18 protein-coding genes are annotated in these 17,946 nt (G+C 37.6%); 15 read left to right on the forward strand and 3 right to left on the reverse strand.

From position 1 onward, the window contains the following. Positions 1-29 precede the first annotated feature (29 nt). The gene (locus DET49_RS08150; protein ID WP_133547604.1) at positions 30-782 is read right to left on the reverse strand and encodes an SDR family NAD(P)-dependent oxidoreductase; all 753 of its coding nucleotides are present in this window, start codon (positions 780-782) and stop codon (positions 30-32) included. 153 nt (positions 783-935) lie between these two features. On the opposite strand from DET49_RS08150, the gene DET49_RS08155 reads away from it, so the two are divergent. From DET49_RS08155 to DET49_RS08205, 11 genes are all read left to right on the forward strand, one after another. After that, positions 936-1,751 carry a DUF4382 domain-containing protein gene (locus DET49_RS08155; protein WP_133547605.1) on the forward strand — a complete coding sequence of 272 codons (816 nt, stop codon included), beginning with the start codon at positions 936-938 and terminating at the stop codon, positions 1,749-1,751. A 134-nt stretch (positions 1,752-1,885) separates the two neighbouring features. Continuing rightward, positions 1,886-2,890: an AAA family ATPase gene (locus tag DET49_RS08160; RefSeq protein ID WP_133547606.1), complete on the forward strand. Its 1,005-nt coding sequence runs from the start codon at positions 1,886-1,888 to the stop codon at positions 2,888-2,890. Positions 2,891-2,955: 65 nt separating this feature from the next. Beyond that, complete coding sequence (locus DET49_RS08165) at positions 2,956-3,822, forward strand: DUF58 domain-containing protein (protein ID WP_133547607.1); 867 nt, start codon at positions 2,956-2,958, stop codon at positions 3,820-3,822. A 5-nt stretch (positions 3,823-3,827) separates the two neighbouring features. Continuing rightward, positions 3,828-5,462 (forward strand): protein BatD, encoded by a 1,635-nt coding sequence (locus DET49_RS08170; RefSeq protein WP_133547608.1) that lies wholly within the window; start codon positions 3,828-3,830, stop codon positions 5,460-5,462. Continuing rightward, positions 5,462-6,466 (forward strand): vWA domain-containing protein, encoded by a 1,005-nt coding sequence (locus DET49_RS08175; protein WP_133547609.1) that lies wholly within the window; start codon positions 5,462-5,464, stop codon positions 6,464-6,466. Before DET49_RS08170 ends, DET49_RS08175 begins: the two co-directional genes overlap by 1 nt. Before the next feature lie 18 nt (positions 6,467-6,484). Then, positions 6,485-7,534 (forward strand): vWA domain-containing protein, encoded by a 1,050-nt coding sequence (locus DET49_RS08180; protein ID WP_133547610.1) that lies wholly within the window; start codon positions 6,485-6,487, stop codon positions 7,532-7,534. Positions 7,535-7,538: 4 nt separating this feature from the next. Then, positions 7,539-8,453, forward strand: a complete 915-nt coding sequence (locus tag DET49_RS08185) for a tetratricopeptide repeat protein (protein ID WP_133547611.1) — start codon at positions 7,539-7,541, stop codon at positions 8,451-8,453. 58 nt (positions 8,454-8,511) lie between these two features. Then, on the forward strand, positions 8,512-10,266 hold the full coding sequence (locus DET49_RS08190) for a BatD family protein (protein ID WP_133547612.1): 1,755 nt from the start codon (positions 8,512-8,514) through the stop codon (positions 10,264-10,266). Positions 10,267-10,342: 76 nt separating this feature from the next. Continuing rightward, positions 10,343-11,092, forward strand: coding sequence for an SH3 domain-containing protein (locus DET49_RS08195; protein ID WP_133547613.1), 750 nt, complete (start codon positions 10,343-10,345; stop codon positions 11,090-11,092). 114 nt (positions 11,093-11,206) lie between these two features. Continuing rightward, positions 11,207-11,461 carry a hypothetical protein gene (locus tag DET49_RS08200; protein ID WP_133547614.1) on the forward strand — a complete coding sequence of 85 codons (255 nt, stop codon included), beginning with the start codon at positions 11,207-11,209 and terminating at the stop codon, positions 11,459-11,461. A gap of 188 nt (positions 11,462-11,649) precedes the next feature. Further along, positions 11,650-13,209, forward strand: a complete 1,560-nt coding sequence (locus tag DET49_RS08205) for a SulP family inorganic anion transporter (protein ID WP_133547615.1) — start codon at positions 11,650-11,652, stop codon at positions 13,207-13,209. A 51-nt stretch (positions 13,210-13,260) separates the two neighbouring features. Here DET49_RS08205 and DET49_RS08210 read toward each other — a convergent pair whose 3' ends face one another. Next, the gene (locus DET49_RS08210; protein WP_133547616.1) at positions 13,261-13,794 is read right to left on the reverse strand and encodes a CvpA family protein; all 534 of its coding nucleotides are present in this window, start codon (positions 13,792-13,794) and stop codon (positions 13,261-13,263) included. Positions 13,795-13,897: 103 nt separating this feature from the next. Here DET49_RS08210 and DET49_RS08215 point away from each other — a divergent pair, with 103 nt between their 5' ends. The 3 genes from DET49_RS08215 (at position 13,898) to DET49_RS08225 (ending at position 15,950) form a co-directional block, all read left to right on the forward strand. After that, positions 13,898-14,254, forward strand: coding sequence for a hypothetical protein (locus tag DET49_RS08215; protein ID WP_133547617.1), 357 nt, complete (start codon positions 13,898-13,900; stop codon positions 14,252-14,254). A gap of 66 nt (positions 14,255-14,320) precedes the next feature. Then, complete coding sequence (pheS, locus tag DET49_RS08220) at positions 14,321-15,340, forward strand: phenylalanine--tRNA ligase subunit alpha (RefSeq protein ID WP_133547618.1); 1,020 nt, start codon at positions 14,321-14,323, stop codon at positions 15,338-15,340. Positions 15,341-15,554: 214 nt separating this feature from the next. Beyond that, positions 15,555-15,950 carry a hypothetical protein gene (locus DET49_RS08225; protein WP_133547619.1) on the forward strand — a complete coding sequence of 132 codons (396 nt, stop codon included), beginning with the start codon at positions 15,555-15,557 and terminating at the stop codon, positions 15,948-15,950. 6 nt (positions 15,951-15,956) lie between these two features. On the opposite strand, the gene DET49_RS08230 is transcribed toward DET49_RS08225, so the two are convergent. Next, positions 15,957-16,952: an NAD(P)H-dependent glycerol-3-phosphate dehydrogenase gene (locus tag DET49_RS08230; RefSeq protein WP_133547620.1), complete on the reverse strand. Its 996-nt coding sequence runs from the start codon at positions 16,950-16,952 to the stop codon at positions 15,957-15,959. A 375-nt stretch (positions 16,953-17,327) separates the two neighbouring features. Between DET49_RS08230 and lysM the strand changes: the two genes are divergently transcribed. Further along, on the forward strand, positions 17,328-17,831 hold the full coding sequence (gene lysM / locus DET49_RS08235; RefSeq protein WP_133547621.1) for a peptidoglycan-binding protein LysM: 504 nt from the start codon (positions 17,328-17,330) through the stop codon (positions 17,829-17,831). The last annotated feature ends 115 nt before the right edge of the window (positions 17,832-17,946 follow it).

Here is a 17,946-nt window from a genome sequence, read left to right on the forward strand (position 1 = left end):
ATTTCCGTGAATGCGAAAGACTCTGTTTATTATTTCTCCCTATGCACAATTGAACTATTTGCCTGGGCAGTTGGCATCACGATCAAATCAGCAATATTTACGTGATAAGGTCTGGTGACCACAAACCGAATAATATCGGCGATATCCTCTGGACGCAATGGAGTATAGCCCTCATAAACATGCTTAGCCTTTTCAGAATCTCCTTTAAATCTCACCTCACTGAATTCGGTTTTTGTGAGACCTGGATTTACAGCGCCAACTTTAATTCCATATTTATTGAGGTCGATGCGCATTGCCTGGTTTAAAGCATCGACCGCATATTTACTGGCGCAGTAAACGTTTCCGTTAGGATAAACTTCTTTCCCTGCGGTAGATCCTATATTGATAATATGCCCGCCCCCCTTACTTATCATTTGCGGGAAAATTGCTTTGCTCACATATAACAGGCCTTTTACGTTTATATCTATCATAGCATCCCAATCGTCTATATTTCCATCCTGAATTGGATCTAAACCGTGGGCATTTCCCGCATTATTGATAAGAATATCTATTTTTCCGAATTTATCAGGAAGACTAGTAATTTTTTCGAAAACCTGATCTTTCTCTCGAACATCAAAACAAAGCGTGTAAACCGCAACTCTTTTGGATAATTCTTTTTTCAAGGCTATTAGACGCTCCTCTCGTCGTCCACAAAGAATGAGATTTATACCCTCCCTGGCTAGGACACTCGCGGTGGCTCTTCCAATTCCGCTAGTTGCTCCGGTGATTAATGCAGTTTTCATACGATGGTTTGTGTTACATATTTTTCTACAAGTAACTAGCTTGGATTTACATATGCAATTTAAAATCATGTTAAATTTAGTTAATCTAATTACCTGTGTAAAATTTAATTGATTACACGCCGTTTTCTTGTCTAAACAATTAATAACCTATTTATGAAAAGAACGATGAAGAACTTAAAATTAAAAAGCTTACTGCTTGCTGCGGTAATCGCTTTTGGATTTACCAGTTGCAGTGATGAGGAAAATGGAAATGAAGAAGGAAGTGCCCAATTAGCGGTGAGAATGACAGATGCTCCCGGAGACTATGATCATGTTTGGGTAGATGTGGAAGATGTAATGATTAAAACCGAAGCAGCTATTGGAGAGGAAGAATCACAATGGGAAAGCCTTCCAAACGTAGAGGCCGGCCGTTATGATCTTTTACAATTAACCGGAGGAGTATCACAGTTACTGGTTGATGCGGAAATTCCTGCGGGTTACCTGGATCAAATAAGATTGGTGCTAGGTCCTGATAATGTCGTAGTAATTGAGGGTGAGGAAATACCGCTTGCTACCCCTAGTGCAGAACAATCAGGTTTAAAATTACAAGTGGATCAAGAACTTGAAGCAGGAGAAAGTTATGAATATCTTTTAGATTTTGATGTTGATGAATCTGTTGTAATTACAGGAAATTCAGGTTACATTTTAAAGCCTGTTATCAGAATTTCGGCTATGGCCAACACGGGTTCTATAATGGGAAAAGTGCATCCCACAGATTTCCAAAGTTTGGTCAAGGCACAGAACGCTAGTCACACTATTTCTGCTTATACCGACGCCACCGGGAACTTTGTGCTTCACGGAGTACCGGCAGGAACCTACCAGGTTACTATCACTCCAGCTGCAGAAACAGGTCTTGATGTGGTACCAGTAAACAATGTAGAGGTCGAAGAAGATTCTGCTATTGATCTGGAAACAATTTATTTGGAATAACCCAGATAATTCCTTTATAACAAAAAAGCGGCATTTTAGCCGCTCTTTTGTTTTTTAACCATACATTAACAGCCTAAACGCTAATAATTAGCCAATTTGCGGCCAAGAAATTTAAGGTTCTAAATACGAATAAAATGGTAGAAAACAACGCCTCTGTAGATATTGCAAGTTTAAATGAGAAGATTGAGAGGGAAAGCGCTTTTGTAGACTTACTAAACACAGAAGTCAATAAGGTCATAGTAGGTCAAAAGCATATGATGGAGCGTTTGCTAATTGGTTTACTTGGACAGGGACACATCTTACTGGAAGGTGTTCCAGGCTTAGCTAAAACCCTGGCAATTAACACGCTTTCACAAGCTGTTCATGGAAGTTTCAGCAGGATCCAGTTTACACCAGATCTTTTACCGGCTGATGTTGTGGGAACCCTAATTTATAATATGAAACTTAATGATTTCAGCATTAAAAAAGGACCAATTTTCGCAAATTTTGTCCTGGCAGATGAAATCAACCGTGCACCTGCTAAGGTGCAATCTGCTTTATTGGAAGCTATGCAGGAAAAGCAGGTAACTATCGGAGAAGAAACCTTTATTTTAGATAAACCCTTTTTAGTAATGGCCACTCAGAACCCGGTAGAGCAGGAAGGAACATATCCTCTGCCCGAAGCCCAGGTTGACCGTTTTATGCTAAAAACCGTTATCGATTATCCTGAAATTAACGACGAACAGTTAATAATGCGTGCCAATTTAAAAGGGGAATTTCCAAAGGTAAATCCTGTGGTGAGCATCGATCAAATTTTACGTGCACAGCAAGCTGCTCGAGAGGTGTATATGGATGAAAAGATTGAAAAATATATCCTCGATATTATTTTCGCTACCAGAAATCCAGAAAAATATAATTTAAAAGACTTAAAACCACTTATAAGTTTTGGTGCTTCTCCCAGAGGAAGTATTAACCTAGCGAGAGCATCAAAATGCTATGCTTTTATAAAACGTCGTGGATATGTAATTCCCGAAGACGTTCGGGCAGTAGTTCTAGATGTGCTTCGTCACAGAATCGGAATTACCTACGAGGCTGAGGCCGAAAATGTAACTTCAGAAGATATTGTACATAAAATAGTGAACGAGATAGAAGTGCCTTAAATTATATTTTCACACCAATATTTGCATTCCAGTTATTTGCTGTGTAAAAACACAACCGTTTCCTGATGGATACCAAAGAACTTTTAAAGAAGGTTAGAAAGATTGAAATAAAAACCCGGCGTTTGAGCGATCACGTTTTTGGAGGGGAATATCATTCTACATTTAAAGGTCGTGGAATGACCTTTAGCGAAGTACGGCAATACCAATTTGGAGATGATGTTCGAAATATAGATTGGAACGTAACAGCGCGTTATAGTGAACCTTTTGTAAAGGTATTCGAGGAAGAACGCGAACTAACCATGATGCTTATGGTAGATGTTTCGGGTTCAGAATTTTTCGGAACACAAAACCAGACTAAAAAAGATGTGATTACCGAAATTGCCGCCACACTGGCTTTTTCGGCAACCCAAAACAATGACAAGATTGGGTTGATGTTATTTTCAGACAAAATAGAGCTTTATATCCCCCCCAAGAAAGGACGCTATCACGTACTTCGTATTATCAGGGAATTAATAGAATTTAAACCACAGTCTAAAAGAACCGATGTCGCAGCTGCCATAAAATACCTTTCAAATGTGATGAAGAAAAAAGCAATTGTCTTTTTACTTTCCGATTTTATGGATGATAATTACCAACAAACTTTAAAGATAGCCGGCAACAAACATGATGTTACTGGAATTCGGGTATACGATTCTGCAGAAGAAGAGATACCAAATTTGGGTCTGGTACAAATGTTGGATGAGGAAACCGGAGAGTATGTAACGGTAAATACAGGATCAAAATCGGTTAGGAAAAATTACGCTGAATATTACCGTGGAAGAGCCGCTTATTTTAACGAGAGTTTTACCCTTAGTGGGGCAGGAGTTATAAATAACCGGGTGGATGAAAGTTACGTAAAAAAATTACTGGGTTATTTTAAAAGGAGAGGTTAAAAAGAATGGAAAATAAATTACTAACATCAATCAAAATTCATCGCACGGCAATTCTGCCGATTTTGATGCTGTTATCCTTTCAGTTATATCCCCAGCAATCTCCCGTAAATGCTGAAATAGATTCCACCTCTATAAAAATCGGAGAACAGATCACCTTTAGTATTGAAGTTGAAACCGATTCTACCGATTTGGTGGTTTTTCCGGAGGGACAAACTTTTGATCCTATGGAAATGGTCGAATCATTAGGTACCGATACAACTACAGTTGAGGACCGTTTCAGACTTTTAAAGAAATATACCCTTACAAAGTTTGATTCCGGTGCATATATTATCCCGCAGCAGAAAATTATTATTGAAAACCGGGAATATTTAACCGATTCCTTCAGGGTTGAGGTCGCCAATGTAAAAGTTGATACTACCCGCCAAAAAATGTACCCTATAAAACCTTCTGTAGAGGTCCCAAAACCTTTTGAAATCCCAAAATGGCTTTGGTGGCTGCTAGCAGGGGTCATATTGCTTGGTTTTGCATTCTATTTTTTCAGAAGAAGAAAGAAAAGAAAAGAAGCCGAACCCGAATTACCTCCCTACGAACAGGCAATGTTCGAGCTAAACCAATTGGATAGTTCTTCTTTACTACAAGATCGTGAAATTAAGGAGTATTATTCCCAACTGACTTTTTCTGTAAGAAAATACCTGGATAGGAAAATCTACGATCGTGCTCTAGAGAGTACAACTTCAGAACTCATCGCCTACCTGGAGTTGAGGAAACAAGCAGGAGAATTGAGCCTGAAAGATAAATCAATAGATAATCTTCAGCAGTTATTGAAACGTGGTGATTTGGCCAAATTCGCGAATTCGAGACCTGATGTCATTACAGCTAAAAGTGATCGTACCAAAGTGGAACACCTTATAAAAGACATTAGACAGGTAGTTCCCGAACCTACCGAACAAGAATTGATGCAGGATGAAAACTATCGACAAGAAAAACTAAGACGAAAAAAAAGAACTAAAATTCTGGCAGTAATTGGGGGGGTACTTGTACTTGGTATTATAGTTATTGCTGTATTAGTGAACACAAAAGGATTTGGTTTCGTAAAAGATTCAGTTTTCGGGAATCAAACTAAAGAATTATTAGAAGGTGATTGGATTAAAAGTGAATATGGTACCCCAGCAGTAACGATTACTACACCGGAAGTATTGGTAAGGAAAGAAGTTAAGCGCAGTGATGAACTTCAACAGATGATGCTGGGTAGCGAAACTTTTGATTTTGGTTCACTCGAAGGCAACTTATATACCTTGCTTGTTACAGGCCCAGTTAATCCGCAAGGCAATTTCGATTTACAAAAAGCGGTAGATGGAATTTACGAATCTTTGGAAGCCCAGGGCGCACGAAACATTATTATGAAACAAGAAGATTTTTCTACCATTAATAATACTAAAGGAATTAAGGTTTTTGGAACTTTTGATCTCGAAAATCCCCTTAGCGGCGGATCAATTAAAAAGGAATATGCAATTCTAAATTTTGGTGCTAACGAGGGATTCCAACAAATTATGGTGGTGTTTGATGAAAATGATGCTTATGCCGAAGAAATTTCGCAACGTATTGAAAATTCGGTTCAATTAAAAAATCAGACTGATTAATGTTTGCTAACTATACATTTGAAAACCCGGAATTTTTCTGGCTTTTATTACTGCTTTTGCCAGTAACGGCTTGGTATTTCTGGAAACGTAAGAAGCAGACGCCAGAGCTTAGGATGTCTAGCGTTAGAGGTTTTAAAGTAAAGCAATCTCTGCTATCAAAATTAAAACCGGTGCTTTTTGTTCTGCGTTTACTGGCTTTGGCGCTCCTCATTACTGCTATGGCGCGACCAAGAACCGTGGACGTAACCACCCAAAGCAGTAATGTGCGCGGCATAGATATCGTAATGGCCATCGATGTTTCAGCAAGTATGCTGGCGCGAGATTTTGAACCTAATCGCCTGGAGTCTGTAAAGGAAGTTGGTGCTGAATTTATTAAAAACCGACCTAATGATAGGATCGGTTTAGTACTCTTTGCCGGGGAGAGTTTTACCAAAACACCTATTACCAGCGATAAAAATATTGTGTTGCGGGCTATAAATGATATAGAGTATAGCGAGGTGCTACAAAATGGCACGGCTATTGGTTCAGGCCTGGCGACATCGGTAAATCGTTTGAAGGACAGTGAAGCCAAAAGTAAGGTGATTATTCTGTTAACTGATGGGGTGAATAATTCAGGATTTATTGATCCTGAAATTGCCAGTGAACTTGCAGTAGAGTTCGGAATTAAAACTTACACTATTGGAGTTGGAAGCAACGGAAACGCACTTACACCAGTGGGAATTCTGCCCAATGGAAGATTTCAATATGGTGTTCAAAAAGTTGAAATTGACGAAGCTTTATTACAACAGATCGCTGCGGATACCGGTGGGGAATATTTTAGAGCCACAAACAATGAAAAACTGGAGGAGATTTATGAGGAAATAGATAGTCTTGAGAAATCTAAAATAGAAGAATTCAGGTATTATAACTATTCTGAAAAATTTAGGCCTTATGCTTTATTGGCCCTTGGCATATTGATTTTTGAAGTGATTTTGAGGTATACCATATTTCGCGGCTTTATTTAATAACTGAAACAAGGATTAATGTTCATCTTAGAAGAGAAAATATACTTATGGTTATTACTGCTTATTCCGGCAGTATTCCTGTTGTATCTTGTTTTTACGATATGGCAAAAGCGGGCGCGCTCAAAATTTGCCAAACCCGGACTTCTAGGACATTTAACTCCAAACAGATCATCGTTTAAGCCGTTTTTAAAATTATTATTTATCCTAGCTGCGCTGGCCAGTCTGATTTTGGGACTGGTAAACCCCAAGATTGGGTCCCAGTTAGAAACAGTAAAGCGTGAAGGCGTAGATATTGTTTTTGCCGTGGATGTTTCTAAAAGTATGTTGGCTGAAGATATTGCTCCCAACAGATTAGAAAAATCGAAACAATTGGTTAGGGAAATCATCGGCAATTTGGGTAGTGATCGCGTTGGTATTATTGCCTACGCAGGTAGTGCATTTCCACAGCTACCGATTACCACTGATTATGGTGCTGCCGAAATGTTCCTCGAAAGTTTAAACACGGACATGCTTTCTTCACAGGGAACAGCCATAGGTGATGCCATTGATTTAGCTACAGGTTTTTTTGATGATGATCAAAAAACCAATCGTGTTATGTTTATATTAAGCGATGGTGAAGATCACGAAGGTAATGTTGAGGATATGGCACAACAAGCCGCGGAAGCCGGAATTAGAATTTTCACCATTGGTGTCGGCACTACCAAAGGAGGTCCGATCCCTATGAAACAGAACGGAGTAGTCCAAAAATATAAAGAGAATAACCAAGGGGAAACTGTAATTACAAAGCTTGATCCAACCATACTTCAGGAAATTGCTGAAGAAACAAATGGAGAGTATATTGATGGAGACGTAACCTCTGAAGTCACCGAGAAAGTACAAGAAGTGCTTCAGAATATTGAGAAAACAGAATTTGAAGCAAAACAATTTGCCGATTATAAATCGCAGTTTCAGTGGTTTATTGGTTTGGCAATCTTTTTGCTGTTAATGGATGTATTTATATTGGAAAGAAAAACAAGCTGGGTAAGAAAGCTTAATTTATTTAACGAGAAACGAAAAACCGGGGAGTGATTCAATGAAAGGATTTTCAACAAACATATTACATTTAATTTTTGGCTTGCTGCTATGCCTGCCTGCTTTTGGCCAGCAACAAGATGAAAGAGCTAAGCATTTGGCCAGGGAAGAAGCCAGGGAACTAATGCAGGAAGCCGAGATAGCACTAGGTGAGAATAATTTTGCAGTTGCCGAGGCCGCATATAGAAAAGCTATAGCCAAAAATCCTGAGAGTAGTGCAGCAAGATACAATATGGGAAATATGTATTACACCCGGGATAATTCGGTCCAAGCCTCACAACGCTTTAAACAGGCTGCTGAGGTAGCAGAAACCAAACTTTTACGACACCGCGCGAATCATAACCTCGGAAATGCATATATGAAACAAAAAAAGTATCAGGAGGCGGTTGATGCCTATAAAGATGCTTTACGTAATGATCCTACTGATGATGAAACCCGTTATAATTTAGCTCTGGCTAAGAAAATGCTGGAAGAACAAAAGAAAAAAGAGGATAAGAATAAAGGTGGTGGCGATAATAAAAATCAAGACCAGAAGAACCAGGATAAAGAAAACCAGGACAAGCAGAATCAGGGTCAAAACAAAGATCAGAAAAACAAAGAAAATCAAGATCAAGGCGATCAGGAAGATAAAGGAGAGGATAAAGGAGATCAGGATCAGCAGAATAAAGATCAAGAAGAAAAAGAAGGTGATCAAAACCAGAAAAAGCAGCCAGGTGAAAAAGGCGACCAAAAAGAGAAAGAGCAGGAACAACAGCCAAAGCAACAAGGTCAGCCCCAACCAGCCCAGGGACAATTATCACCTGAACAGGTAAGAAGTTTGTTGCAAGCGATGAGCAATGAGGAAAGAAAGGTGCAGGATAAATTAAATGCTAAAAAGCAAAAAGGTGCCAAAGTACAATCGGAAAAAGATTGGTAAAATTTTTGATAGATTACTCTCCAGAGGCATACTTATCTTAAAGAAAGAGGTTATATAAATGAAATTGAAGTTTTTAATACTTAGCGTTTTATTTTTTACCGGTATTGGTTTACAAGCCCAGGTAAAGTTCGTTGCCAAAGTGAGCAAGGACAAACTGGGCGTTAACGAGCGACTTAGGGTAGATTTTGAAATGAACCAGGATGGTGACAATTTTAGGCCACCTCCTTTCGATGGTTTTACTGTGGTTGGGGGCCCCAACCAGGCAGTAAGCAATAGTTGGGTTAATGGTACCCGCACCTATTCAAAGACCTATTCTTACTATTTACAGCCAACCTCACGTGGAAGTAAAACTATAACTCAGGCCGAGATAACCATAGATGATAAGGTTTATAAAACAACTCCTATAGAGGTTGAGGTTACCGCCGCGGTAGACAAACCGACCGATGGCGATAACTCTGAACTTATTGCCTCAGAAAACCTTCATTTGGTAGCCGAGGTTTCCGATGCAAATCCTTATTTAAACGAAGGAATTACTGTAGTTTATAAACTATATGTAAGTCCTCGTATTAGCGTAAGTAATTTTAGGGAAGTTGACAGTCCAAAGTTTACAGATTTCTGGAGTCAGAATATTGAAATAAGAGAATTAAGACCAGAAAACACCGAATACAACGGGGAGCCTTATCGATATGTAGTGCTTAAAAAAGCGGTTTTATATCCCCAAAAAACAGGTAAGCTGGAACTTGAGCCCCTCACCTTATCAGTTGCCGTGGATGTTCCCAGTGACAGACGTGACATTTTTGGAAGCAGAATATACAAAACAATCAACAAAACTGTTGCTGCCGGTACTAAAACTATAAATGTGAAACCTTTACCCGAAGGAAAGCCTGCCGGATTTACTGGTGCAGTAGGTGATTTTAAAATGGACGTGAGTACCAGCAAGAAACAACTAAATGCTTCAGAATCCTTTGAAGCCAATGTTGAAATCAGTGGTAATGGAAATTTAAATCTATTCGAATTACCTGCCCTGGAGGTACCTTCCTCCTTAGAAATATATGATCCTGAGCGGATAGAGAATGTTACCACTACGCTCAATGGAAAACAAGGAAGCATTATAGAAAGTTACACCATTGTGCCTACCCGTAAAGGGCAGTATCCAATTAAACCTCTTAATTTTGCATATTTCGACCCGGAAACTGAAACATATAAAAGCCTGAATTCAGAGGAAATTGTGATAGACGTAGCAGCAAGCCCCCTGGGTACCAGAAATAACACTATTGCCAGTAACCAAAAACAATCGGTTCAGCTTCCATCAGAGCAATTTCGGTTTATTAAAACTGATACCCATTTAAATCCATTAAACCAACAGGCATTTTTTAGATCCTGGGTTTTTTGGGGTTCTCTAGTGCTACCTTTTGCGGCGATTCCCTTATTTATTTTATTTGGAAAAAGAAGAGATGCCATGGCTGCTGATGTCATCGGAAACCGGAGGAAGAAAGCAGATAAACTGGCCAGAAAATACCTTTCTGAAGCAAAGAAAAATTTAGGGCATCAACAGCGTTTTTACGAGTCGCTAGAGCGTGCAATGCATAATTACCTCAAAGCGAAGCTGCATATTCAGACTTCAGAAATGAGTAAGGAAAGGATTGTCGAGATACTGAATGAAAAAAATGTTGCTCTAGAAACTTCTGCAGGATTTATCGAAGTACTCAAGAGTTGCGAATTTGCTCGTTATACACCCGCATCAGATACAGCTCAACAGGAAGACTATGATAAAGCGGTTAGGGTAATTTCCAAACTCGATAAAAATTTGTAGAATTTCCCTACTAGGGAATTTATAAAGTGGCTCTCTATGATTAAAAGAAGAAGATATGCCAGTGAAATTGTTTGAAATGAAGAATTTGATATTTACTTTTCTTGTACTGGTTTCAGTTTTGGCGCAGGCTCAAAATTCTGAGCTTTTTAAAGAAGCCAACCAGGCGTATGCGAGTGATAATTTTGAAACAGCCATAGCAAAATACGAGAAAATCCTTGAAAACGGCGAAACTTCAGTAGCGGTCTATTACAACTTGGGCAACGCCTATTATAAGTTAAATAATGTTGCGCCAAGTATTTATTATTACGAAAAGGCACTTCAACTAGACCCTACTGATGAGGATGTGCAAAACAATTTAAAATTTGCGCAGAGCATGACAATTGATGACATCCCTAACAATGAGGAAACTGGTCTTCAAAAGCGTATAAATCAATTAATTTCGACTTTTTCCTATAATACCTGGGCTTACCTGGCCATTGGTCTTTCGGTATTATTTGTGACCTTATTTTTACTTTATTATTTCAGCCACACTCCTTTACGAAAACGCGTATTATTTGGACTTGCAGTTTTTATTTTTTTATTAGGTTGCACCTCGGTCATTTTTGCATTTCAGCAACAGGAAATTCAGTTTAACAATCAATTTGCCATTATTTTTGCTGAAGAAGCTGCGGTAAAGAATGAACCTTCACCTCGTGGTGAGGCAGCTTTTAAGCTTCACGCTGGGACGAAAGCTAAGGTCCTGGAGAATTACCAGGGCTGGGTAAAAATAGAACTCCCAAATGGCACACAGGGTTGGATAGAAAATAATAATTTGAAACGCCTATAAGAAAAATTGATATTAGTTTAACATAAAAGTATTGATTTTTGTTTTTAACTAGAGGCATTTGTTAGTATTTTTGCCGCTGTGAAAAGATTAGCCCACTTACTAACATTTATTTTTTTGTTGTTTATAGCAACGCCAAGTATTGTGGCTTATATTGATAATTCGGTAGATGTTTCGTTTGCTTTTAACGTGAACGAAGAGGAAAGTTCTTCAAAAAACGAGATCAATCTTGAATTTAATTTAGAAGAAAGCCATTCTAATTACGCCAGTATACAATATCTACAGGAACACACACTTACAAAAGATATATATAAAGAAAGTTATCCTATTGTCTTTCTTGATGTTATTTGCCCACCACCTAAACACGCTTAATCTTACCAAGCTTTTCTGAATTTTTCAACAAATTTCTGCCAACTTGCAGAAATGACACCTGGCATTCATAATCCATGTATGCCAAAAAATTCTATTCATTTTTTACAAATTAGATTTTAAGGATCATTTTGAATTTCCTAAAAATTCAATTATGGAAGTTTGAATTTTCTCAACTTAATAAAGATTTTATGTTTAAACATCTAAATAAAGATTTTCCTGCAAGTATCGTCGTTTTTTTCGTAGCCATCCCGTTGTGTTTAGGAATTGCCCTTGCCAGTGGAGCTCCATTATTTTCAGGCTTAATCGCCGGTATGGTTGGAGGTATTGTAGTAGGTAGTATTTCAAATTCTCAACTTGGGGTTAGTGGTCCCGCAGCCGGTCTTGCTGTAATTGTTTTAGGAGCCATACAGTCACTTGGTAGTTATGAAATATTTCTCGTTGCGGTAGTAATTGCCGGATTGCTTCAAATCATTATGGGCGCTTTAAAAGCCGGAATCATTGGCTATTATTTCCCATCTTCAGTAATAAAAGGAATGCTGGCTGGTATTGGTATCACTATTGCCATATCACAAATTCCAAATGCACTGGGCCTTTCTCCCAATGTGGAAAGTTTTTCAATAGATCAGGGAGTTTGGGCTGCTTTTAGCCAATTAGCCAGTAATCTTCATTATGGCGCTATTTTAATTACTTTACTTGCACTTTCCATTTTACTATTATGGGAAAAGGTTCTAACAGGAAAGCACAAAATTTTCAGTATTATTCCAGGACCCCTGGTTGCAGTAGCCATGGGAGTGATTTACTACCTAATAGCAGAAGGTCCTGTTTTGGGAATTCAACAATTTCAATTAGTAACGGTACCAGTTCCTGATAGCGCAGCTTCTTTCTTTGGACAGTTTTCAATGCCAAATTTTGCTGAAATCACAAATTCGGAAGTATGGGTAGTCGCTATTACTCTGGCCATTGTTGCCAGTTTGGAAACTTTACTGAGCGTCGAGGCAATAGATAAATTAGACCCCTTAAAAAGGACAACGAATACCAACCGGGAGCTCTATGCCCAGGGAACAGGAAATATTATTTCGGGACTTATTGGGGGTTTACCAGTGACTCAGGTAATTGTAAGAAGTTCTACCAATATGCAGTCCGGAGGTAGAACAAAGATGTCGGCTATTTTGCACGGTATAATTATTCTTTTCTCCATTATTGCGATCCCTACAGTTTTAAATATGATTCCACTGGCTGTACTTGCTGCCGTCCTTTTAATGGTAGGTTATAAATTGGCAAAACCAGCCCTGTTTAAGCAAATGTTTAAATTAGGAAAGGGACAATTTCTTCCTTTTATAATCACCATTCTGGGGGTTGTGTTTTTAGATCTTCTTATGGGAATTGGACTTGGACTTGCAGTAGGCATTTCCGTTATTTTAATAAATAGCTATAAAAACTCTCATTTCTTGCATAAGGAAGGTTACGAACTTAACGATGGGCAATATAAAATCACTCTTGCCGAAGAATTATCTTTTCTAAATAAAGGAGCAATTTTAAGAGAATTAAATGAAATTCCTGATGGATCTACTGTAAGTATTGATGTTAGGAAAACAAGAGTGCTTGATTATGATGTATTGGAAATTTTAGATGAATTCGCTATTAAAGCAAAACGAAAAGATATTACCATTAAACTTATTTCTGACAAGGGTGAAGTAGTAAACCCTGATAGTTTCAGAAGGTTTTTTGGACTGGATGTTCCGGTTTAAAATTGAATAAAAAAGAATTTATAAGGGAAAGTCTGTTTATTCGGCTTTCCCTTATTCATTTTCCAAAAAGTCATTTTCTTGGTCTAAAATGTCCCTTTCCTTCGCTTCACGTATTACTGAAGGCAGAATAATAGGAGCAATAACTTTAACGGGCTTATAGAGTTTGGAGGCTTCAAGGCTTTCCTGGTCAACCAGATCGATTTCTTCGTTTGTAGCAGCAAAAAACATAATTACAACACTAGCTATAAAACCCATTTTTAATAATCCGAAAACCCCACCAAGTAATTTGTTTACAATGCCAAGGGCAGCAAAACCCGCCATTTTGGTTAAGATTTTTCCTGCCAGGGTAACGAGAAAAAGAATAAGGATAAAAGTGATAGCGAAAGCGATTAAATTTAAATACCGGGAATCCCATCCCATATTTTCAGAAAAGAAACTACTCAAAATATAAGAAAAATGAATAGCTCCGTAAATACCTGCTACAATACCTACTAAAGAAGCAATTTCGGCCAGGAGCCCTCTAAAGAAGCCTCTAACAAGTCCGTAAAGCAGAATTAACGCCAGGACAATATCTATTGTATTCATATATCAAATATAGTAAATTACCTTAGTCACTAATTCACCATATAAAATTGAAAGAAATCACTCCTGCCAGTAATTTCAAATACTAAGATATTATCTTTGTGGCATGACAAGAGACGAAAATTTGAAAGGCAGATGGAATAGCTTACAGAAGCAGCTCTCAAACCAGTTTGCCGATGGGGAACCTATGGATTTGGATGCGATAATTTATGTTATCGGAGTTCAGGAATTAGGTCAGCCTCATAGAAAATTTAAAAAAGACCAGAAGATAGATTTGATGCATATCGCTATTTGCCGTTTACTGGAACCCTATGGGTATTACGAATTTGACTATTTTGATGAAGAGGGATGGCCACATTATAAGATTTTAGAACAATTACCTACCCTTAAAGCAGGGGAACAATCGGTTTTAATGAAAGAAGCTATCGTGAATTATTTTATAAATAATGGATACATAGATTAAAGGTTGCTCGTGAGGTCTAAACCTACATTTTTACTAAATTTACCCCTTTGAAAAGAAAAGGAACTGATGATAGAAAAAATAAAGAAACATATTGCTGAAGTAGAAGCTTTTAAAACCGAATCGGCAAAAGAAGTTGAAGCTTTCAGAATAAAATATCTTGGTAAAAAAGGAATTTTAAACGATTTCTTCGCTTCTTTCAAAGAAGTTCCCAAGGAGCAAAAAAAAGAATTTGGACAGGCAGTAAATTCACTCAAAAAAGCTTCTGAAACCAAAGTTACCGAGCTAAAGGAAAACCTGGAAAATAAACAGGAAGTAAAAGGAATTTACGGCGATCTTTCAAGACCGGGAGAGCCTATTGAAATTGGTTCTCGCCATCCTATTTCTATCGTGAAGAACCAAATTATTGAGATTTTTTCAAACATAGGCTTTAATGTTTCGGAAGGCCCCGAAATGGAGGATGACTGGCATAATTTTACTGCTCTGAATCTGCCGGAATACCATCCCGCTCGGGATATGCAGGATACCTTCTTTATTCAGACAGATCCCGATATTTTGCTGCGTACCCATACCTCTTCAGTGCAGGTTCGCTATATGGAAGATAACAAACCTCCAATTAGAACAATTTCCCCAGGAAGAGTATTCAGGAATGAAGCAATTTCGGCCCGTTCCCACTGTATCTTTCATCAGGTGGAAGGACTTTATATTGATAAAAACGTCAGTTTTGCTGACTTAAAACAGACCTTGCTCTATTTTACCAAACAACTTTTTGGTAAATCAAAAATTAGATTAAGGCCTTCATATTTTCCATTTACCGAACCAAGTGCGGAAGTCGATATCTACTGGGGCCTTGAGACGGAAACTGATTATCGAATCACCAAAGGAACCGGCTGGTTAGAAATAATGGGCTGTGGTATGGTAGATCCCAATGTACTTAGAAATTGCAATATAGATCCTAAAGAATATTCTGGATTTGCTTTTGGAATGGGTATAGAACGAATAGCTATGTTGCTTTATCAAATAGGGGACATTAGAATGTTCTATGAGAACGATCTAAGGTTTTTGGAACAATTTAAATCTTCTTTTTAACAAACCTACCTAGCGCAGTTCTAGGACCATAACAATAAGAATTATGAAAAATATTGGGCTTTTTATCTTTGGTATAATTGCCCTGGCAGTTATAGTTATTCTAGTGAGTGGTATTGGAAATAATCGAACTGGCATTAGGTGCCATTTTATTAGGTGTTATTGGCCTTATTCTTTGGGGGGTGTTTAAATGGGCTAAAAAAAAGATTGATGATTAATGAAGAAAGATATAGATATTCCTAAAGTTCAAAAAGTATATGTAGCTGCCGTAAAGGTTTACAATGAGGCTTTTAAAGTAGACGAATGGAATGCTTATCTCATCAACGATAGAGATAAGTCCATTGAAATGGCTTTAATTGTAAGCAAAGGTTTCGATAAAGAAAAAGAAACATCAACGATTCGTCATAAACTGGAGAAACTCCCGGCAAAATCATTTGCTAAAATAGAGTTTATTCAGGAAGAAGTACTGGCTTTTAACAACCAGTTTCAGGTTACTTTTTTTGCTGAAGGAAAGATGTTTGAAAAGAAATATTTATTTCGAAAAAACAGTATACACGAAAAAGCCTTAAGGGAAATTCCCATAATTCCGAACAAAGGAATTTTGGCTGAATAAATAGATTCAAGTAAGTTTTTCAGCCAGCTTCTTTATAACCTTTTTTGGGTTTTTTCCTTCATATAGTATTCCGTAAACTGCATTAATTATAGGTGTTTTAGCACCTTTAGCCTGGTTGATTTTATAAGCACTTTCTGTGGCATAATACCCTTCTGCAATCATACTCATTTCCATTTGGGCACTTTTTACGGTATAGCCTTTCCCAACCATATTTCCAAACATACGGTTTCGGCTAAATACGGAATATCCTGTTACCAAAAGATCTCCCAAATAAGCTGAATCATTAATGTTACGCTTCATTTTATGCACTTTCTTTATAAAGCGCTTCATTTCTTTAATAGCATTACTCATCAGTACACTCTGAAAATTATCTCCATATCCTAATCCGTGGGCAATTCCCGCCGCAATAGCGTATATATTCTTCAACATTGCAGCATATTCGGTTCCTGTTACATCATCGCTTATTTTGCATTTTATATATTCACTGTTTAAATTCTTAGCAACGATTTTTGCTTTTTCCTCATCGGTACAGGCAATAGTTAGGTATGAAAGCCTCTCGAGTGCAACTTCTTCAGCATGACATGGCCCGGTAATTACTCCAATATTATCAGCCGGCACAAAGTGATATTCCTCAAAATGCTCGCCCACTATAAGGCTGCTTTCTGGAACAATTCCCTTAATAGCCGAGAATATGATTTTATTTTCCAACGAAACTGTTAATGCGTCCAATTCGCGCTTTAAAAAGGCGGAAGGAATTGCAAAAATAAGATAGTCCGCTGCTGCAATTGTTGCATTAATATCACTACTTAATGCTAACTGATTTACATCAAATTCAACCGAGCTAAGATAATTAGGGTTGTGGTCCTGTTTCTTAATATGCTCTATTGCATAAGTACTACGCATATACCAATAAATAGTATCTACATTTTCACTTAACATTTTTACAATCGCGGTAGCCCAGCTACCTCCGCCAATCACAGCAAATTTTGGAGATTTATCCATAGGTTGGTTTTCTGTAATTCAAAAATAAACAAATTTCTAAGTATATCTAAAGAGACGTTGTATATAAACAGGTTTCTTGAATAATAAACAAGAAAAGCCATTAAAAATTTAACATATTTAAATTCTGAACATTACAATTCTATAGGATTTTCAACGTTTTCTTTTAGATGACGGATCCTTCCTTGTGAAGGAGACGGATTTTCTTAGTTTTTTTGGTTGGTTATTTAGTTAGAAAACCGCAAACTCTCAATAGAATTGTAGTTTGCGGTTTTTGTTATTAAAAGACAAAAAACTAACAAAAATTTAGGACTAACAATAATTAGAATCCGACATTCCTTTCGTACTTTTCTTTTTACTAACTTAGTAATCAATGATATGGGGATATTTTCATTTATAAAAGATGCTGGAGAGAAGATCTTCGGAAAAGAAAAAGAGCAGGAAGAAGAAAACATGGAAATTACTGAGGCCAAGAGAGAAATTCTTAGAAAAGAAAATGTAAAAGCTGCGGAGAAACTTCTTGACACTATAAAAGCGATGGATTTAAAAGTAGAAAATGCTGTGATTGATATTGAAGGAAATACGGCTACGGTTTACGGTCTTACAGATTCACAGGCAATCCGTGAAAAAATAGTGCTTGTAATAGGAAATTCTGAAGGAATTGCCAAAGTAGACGACAGGTTAGCTGTTAAAATTGAAGCACCTGAATCTGGTTTTCATACCGTTGAAAGAGGCGAAAATTTAAGCAAGATCGCCCAGGAACATTATAACGATGGCAATAAATTTCAAGTGATTTTTGAAGCAAACCAACCAATGCTTAAAGATCCTAATAAAATATATCCGGGGCAGGTTTTACGCATTCCACACCTGGAAAAGAAATAAAGATTAAAGACTGTTTAAAATTTTGAGGTTGTTATTTTGAGGGCAGACGACGTCCTATAGTTTGTAGTTCCACAATGAAAAAAGTAGGTTCAATCAGCTAAAGCGGACAACTAAA

The sequence above is a fragment of the Salegentibacter sp. 24 genome, assembly GCF_004362395.1.
In the GTDB taxonomy this organism is placed as follows: domain Bacteria; phylum Bacteroidota; class Bacteroidia; order Flavobacteriales; family Flavobacteriaceae; genus Salegentibacter.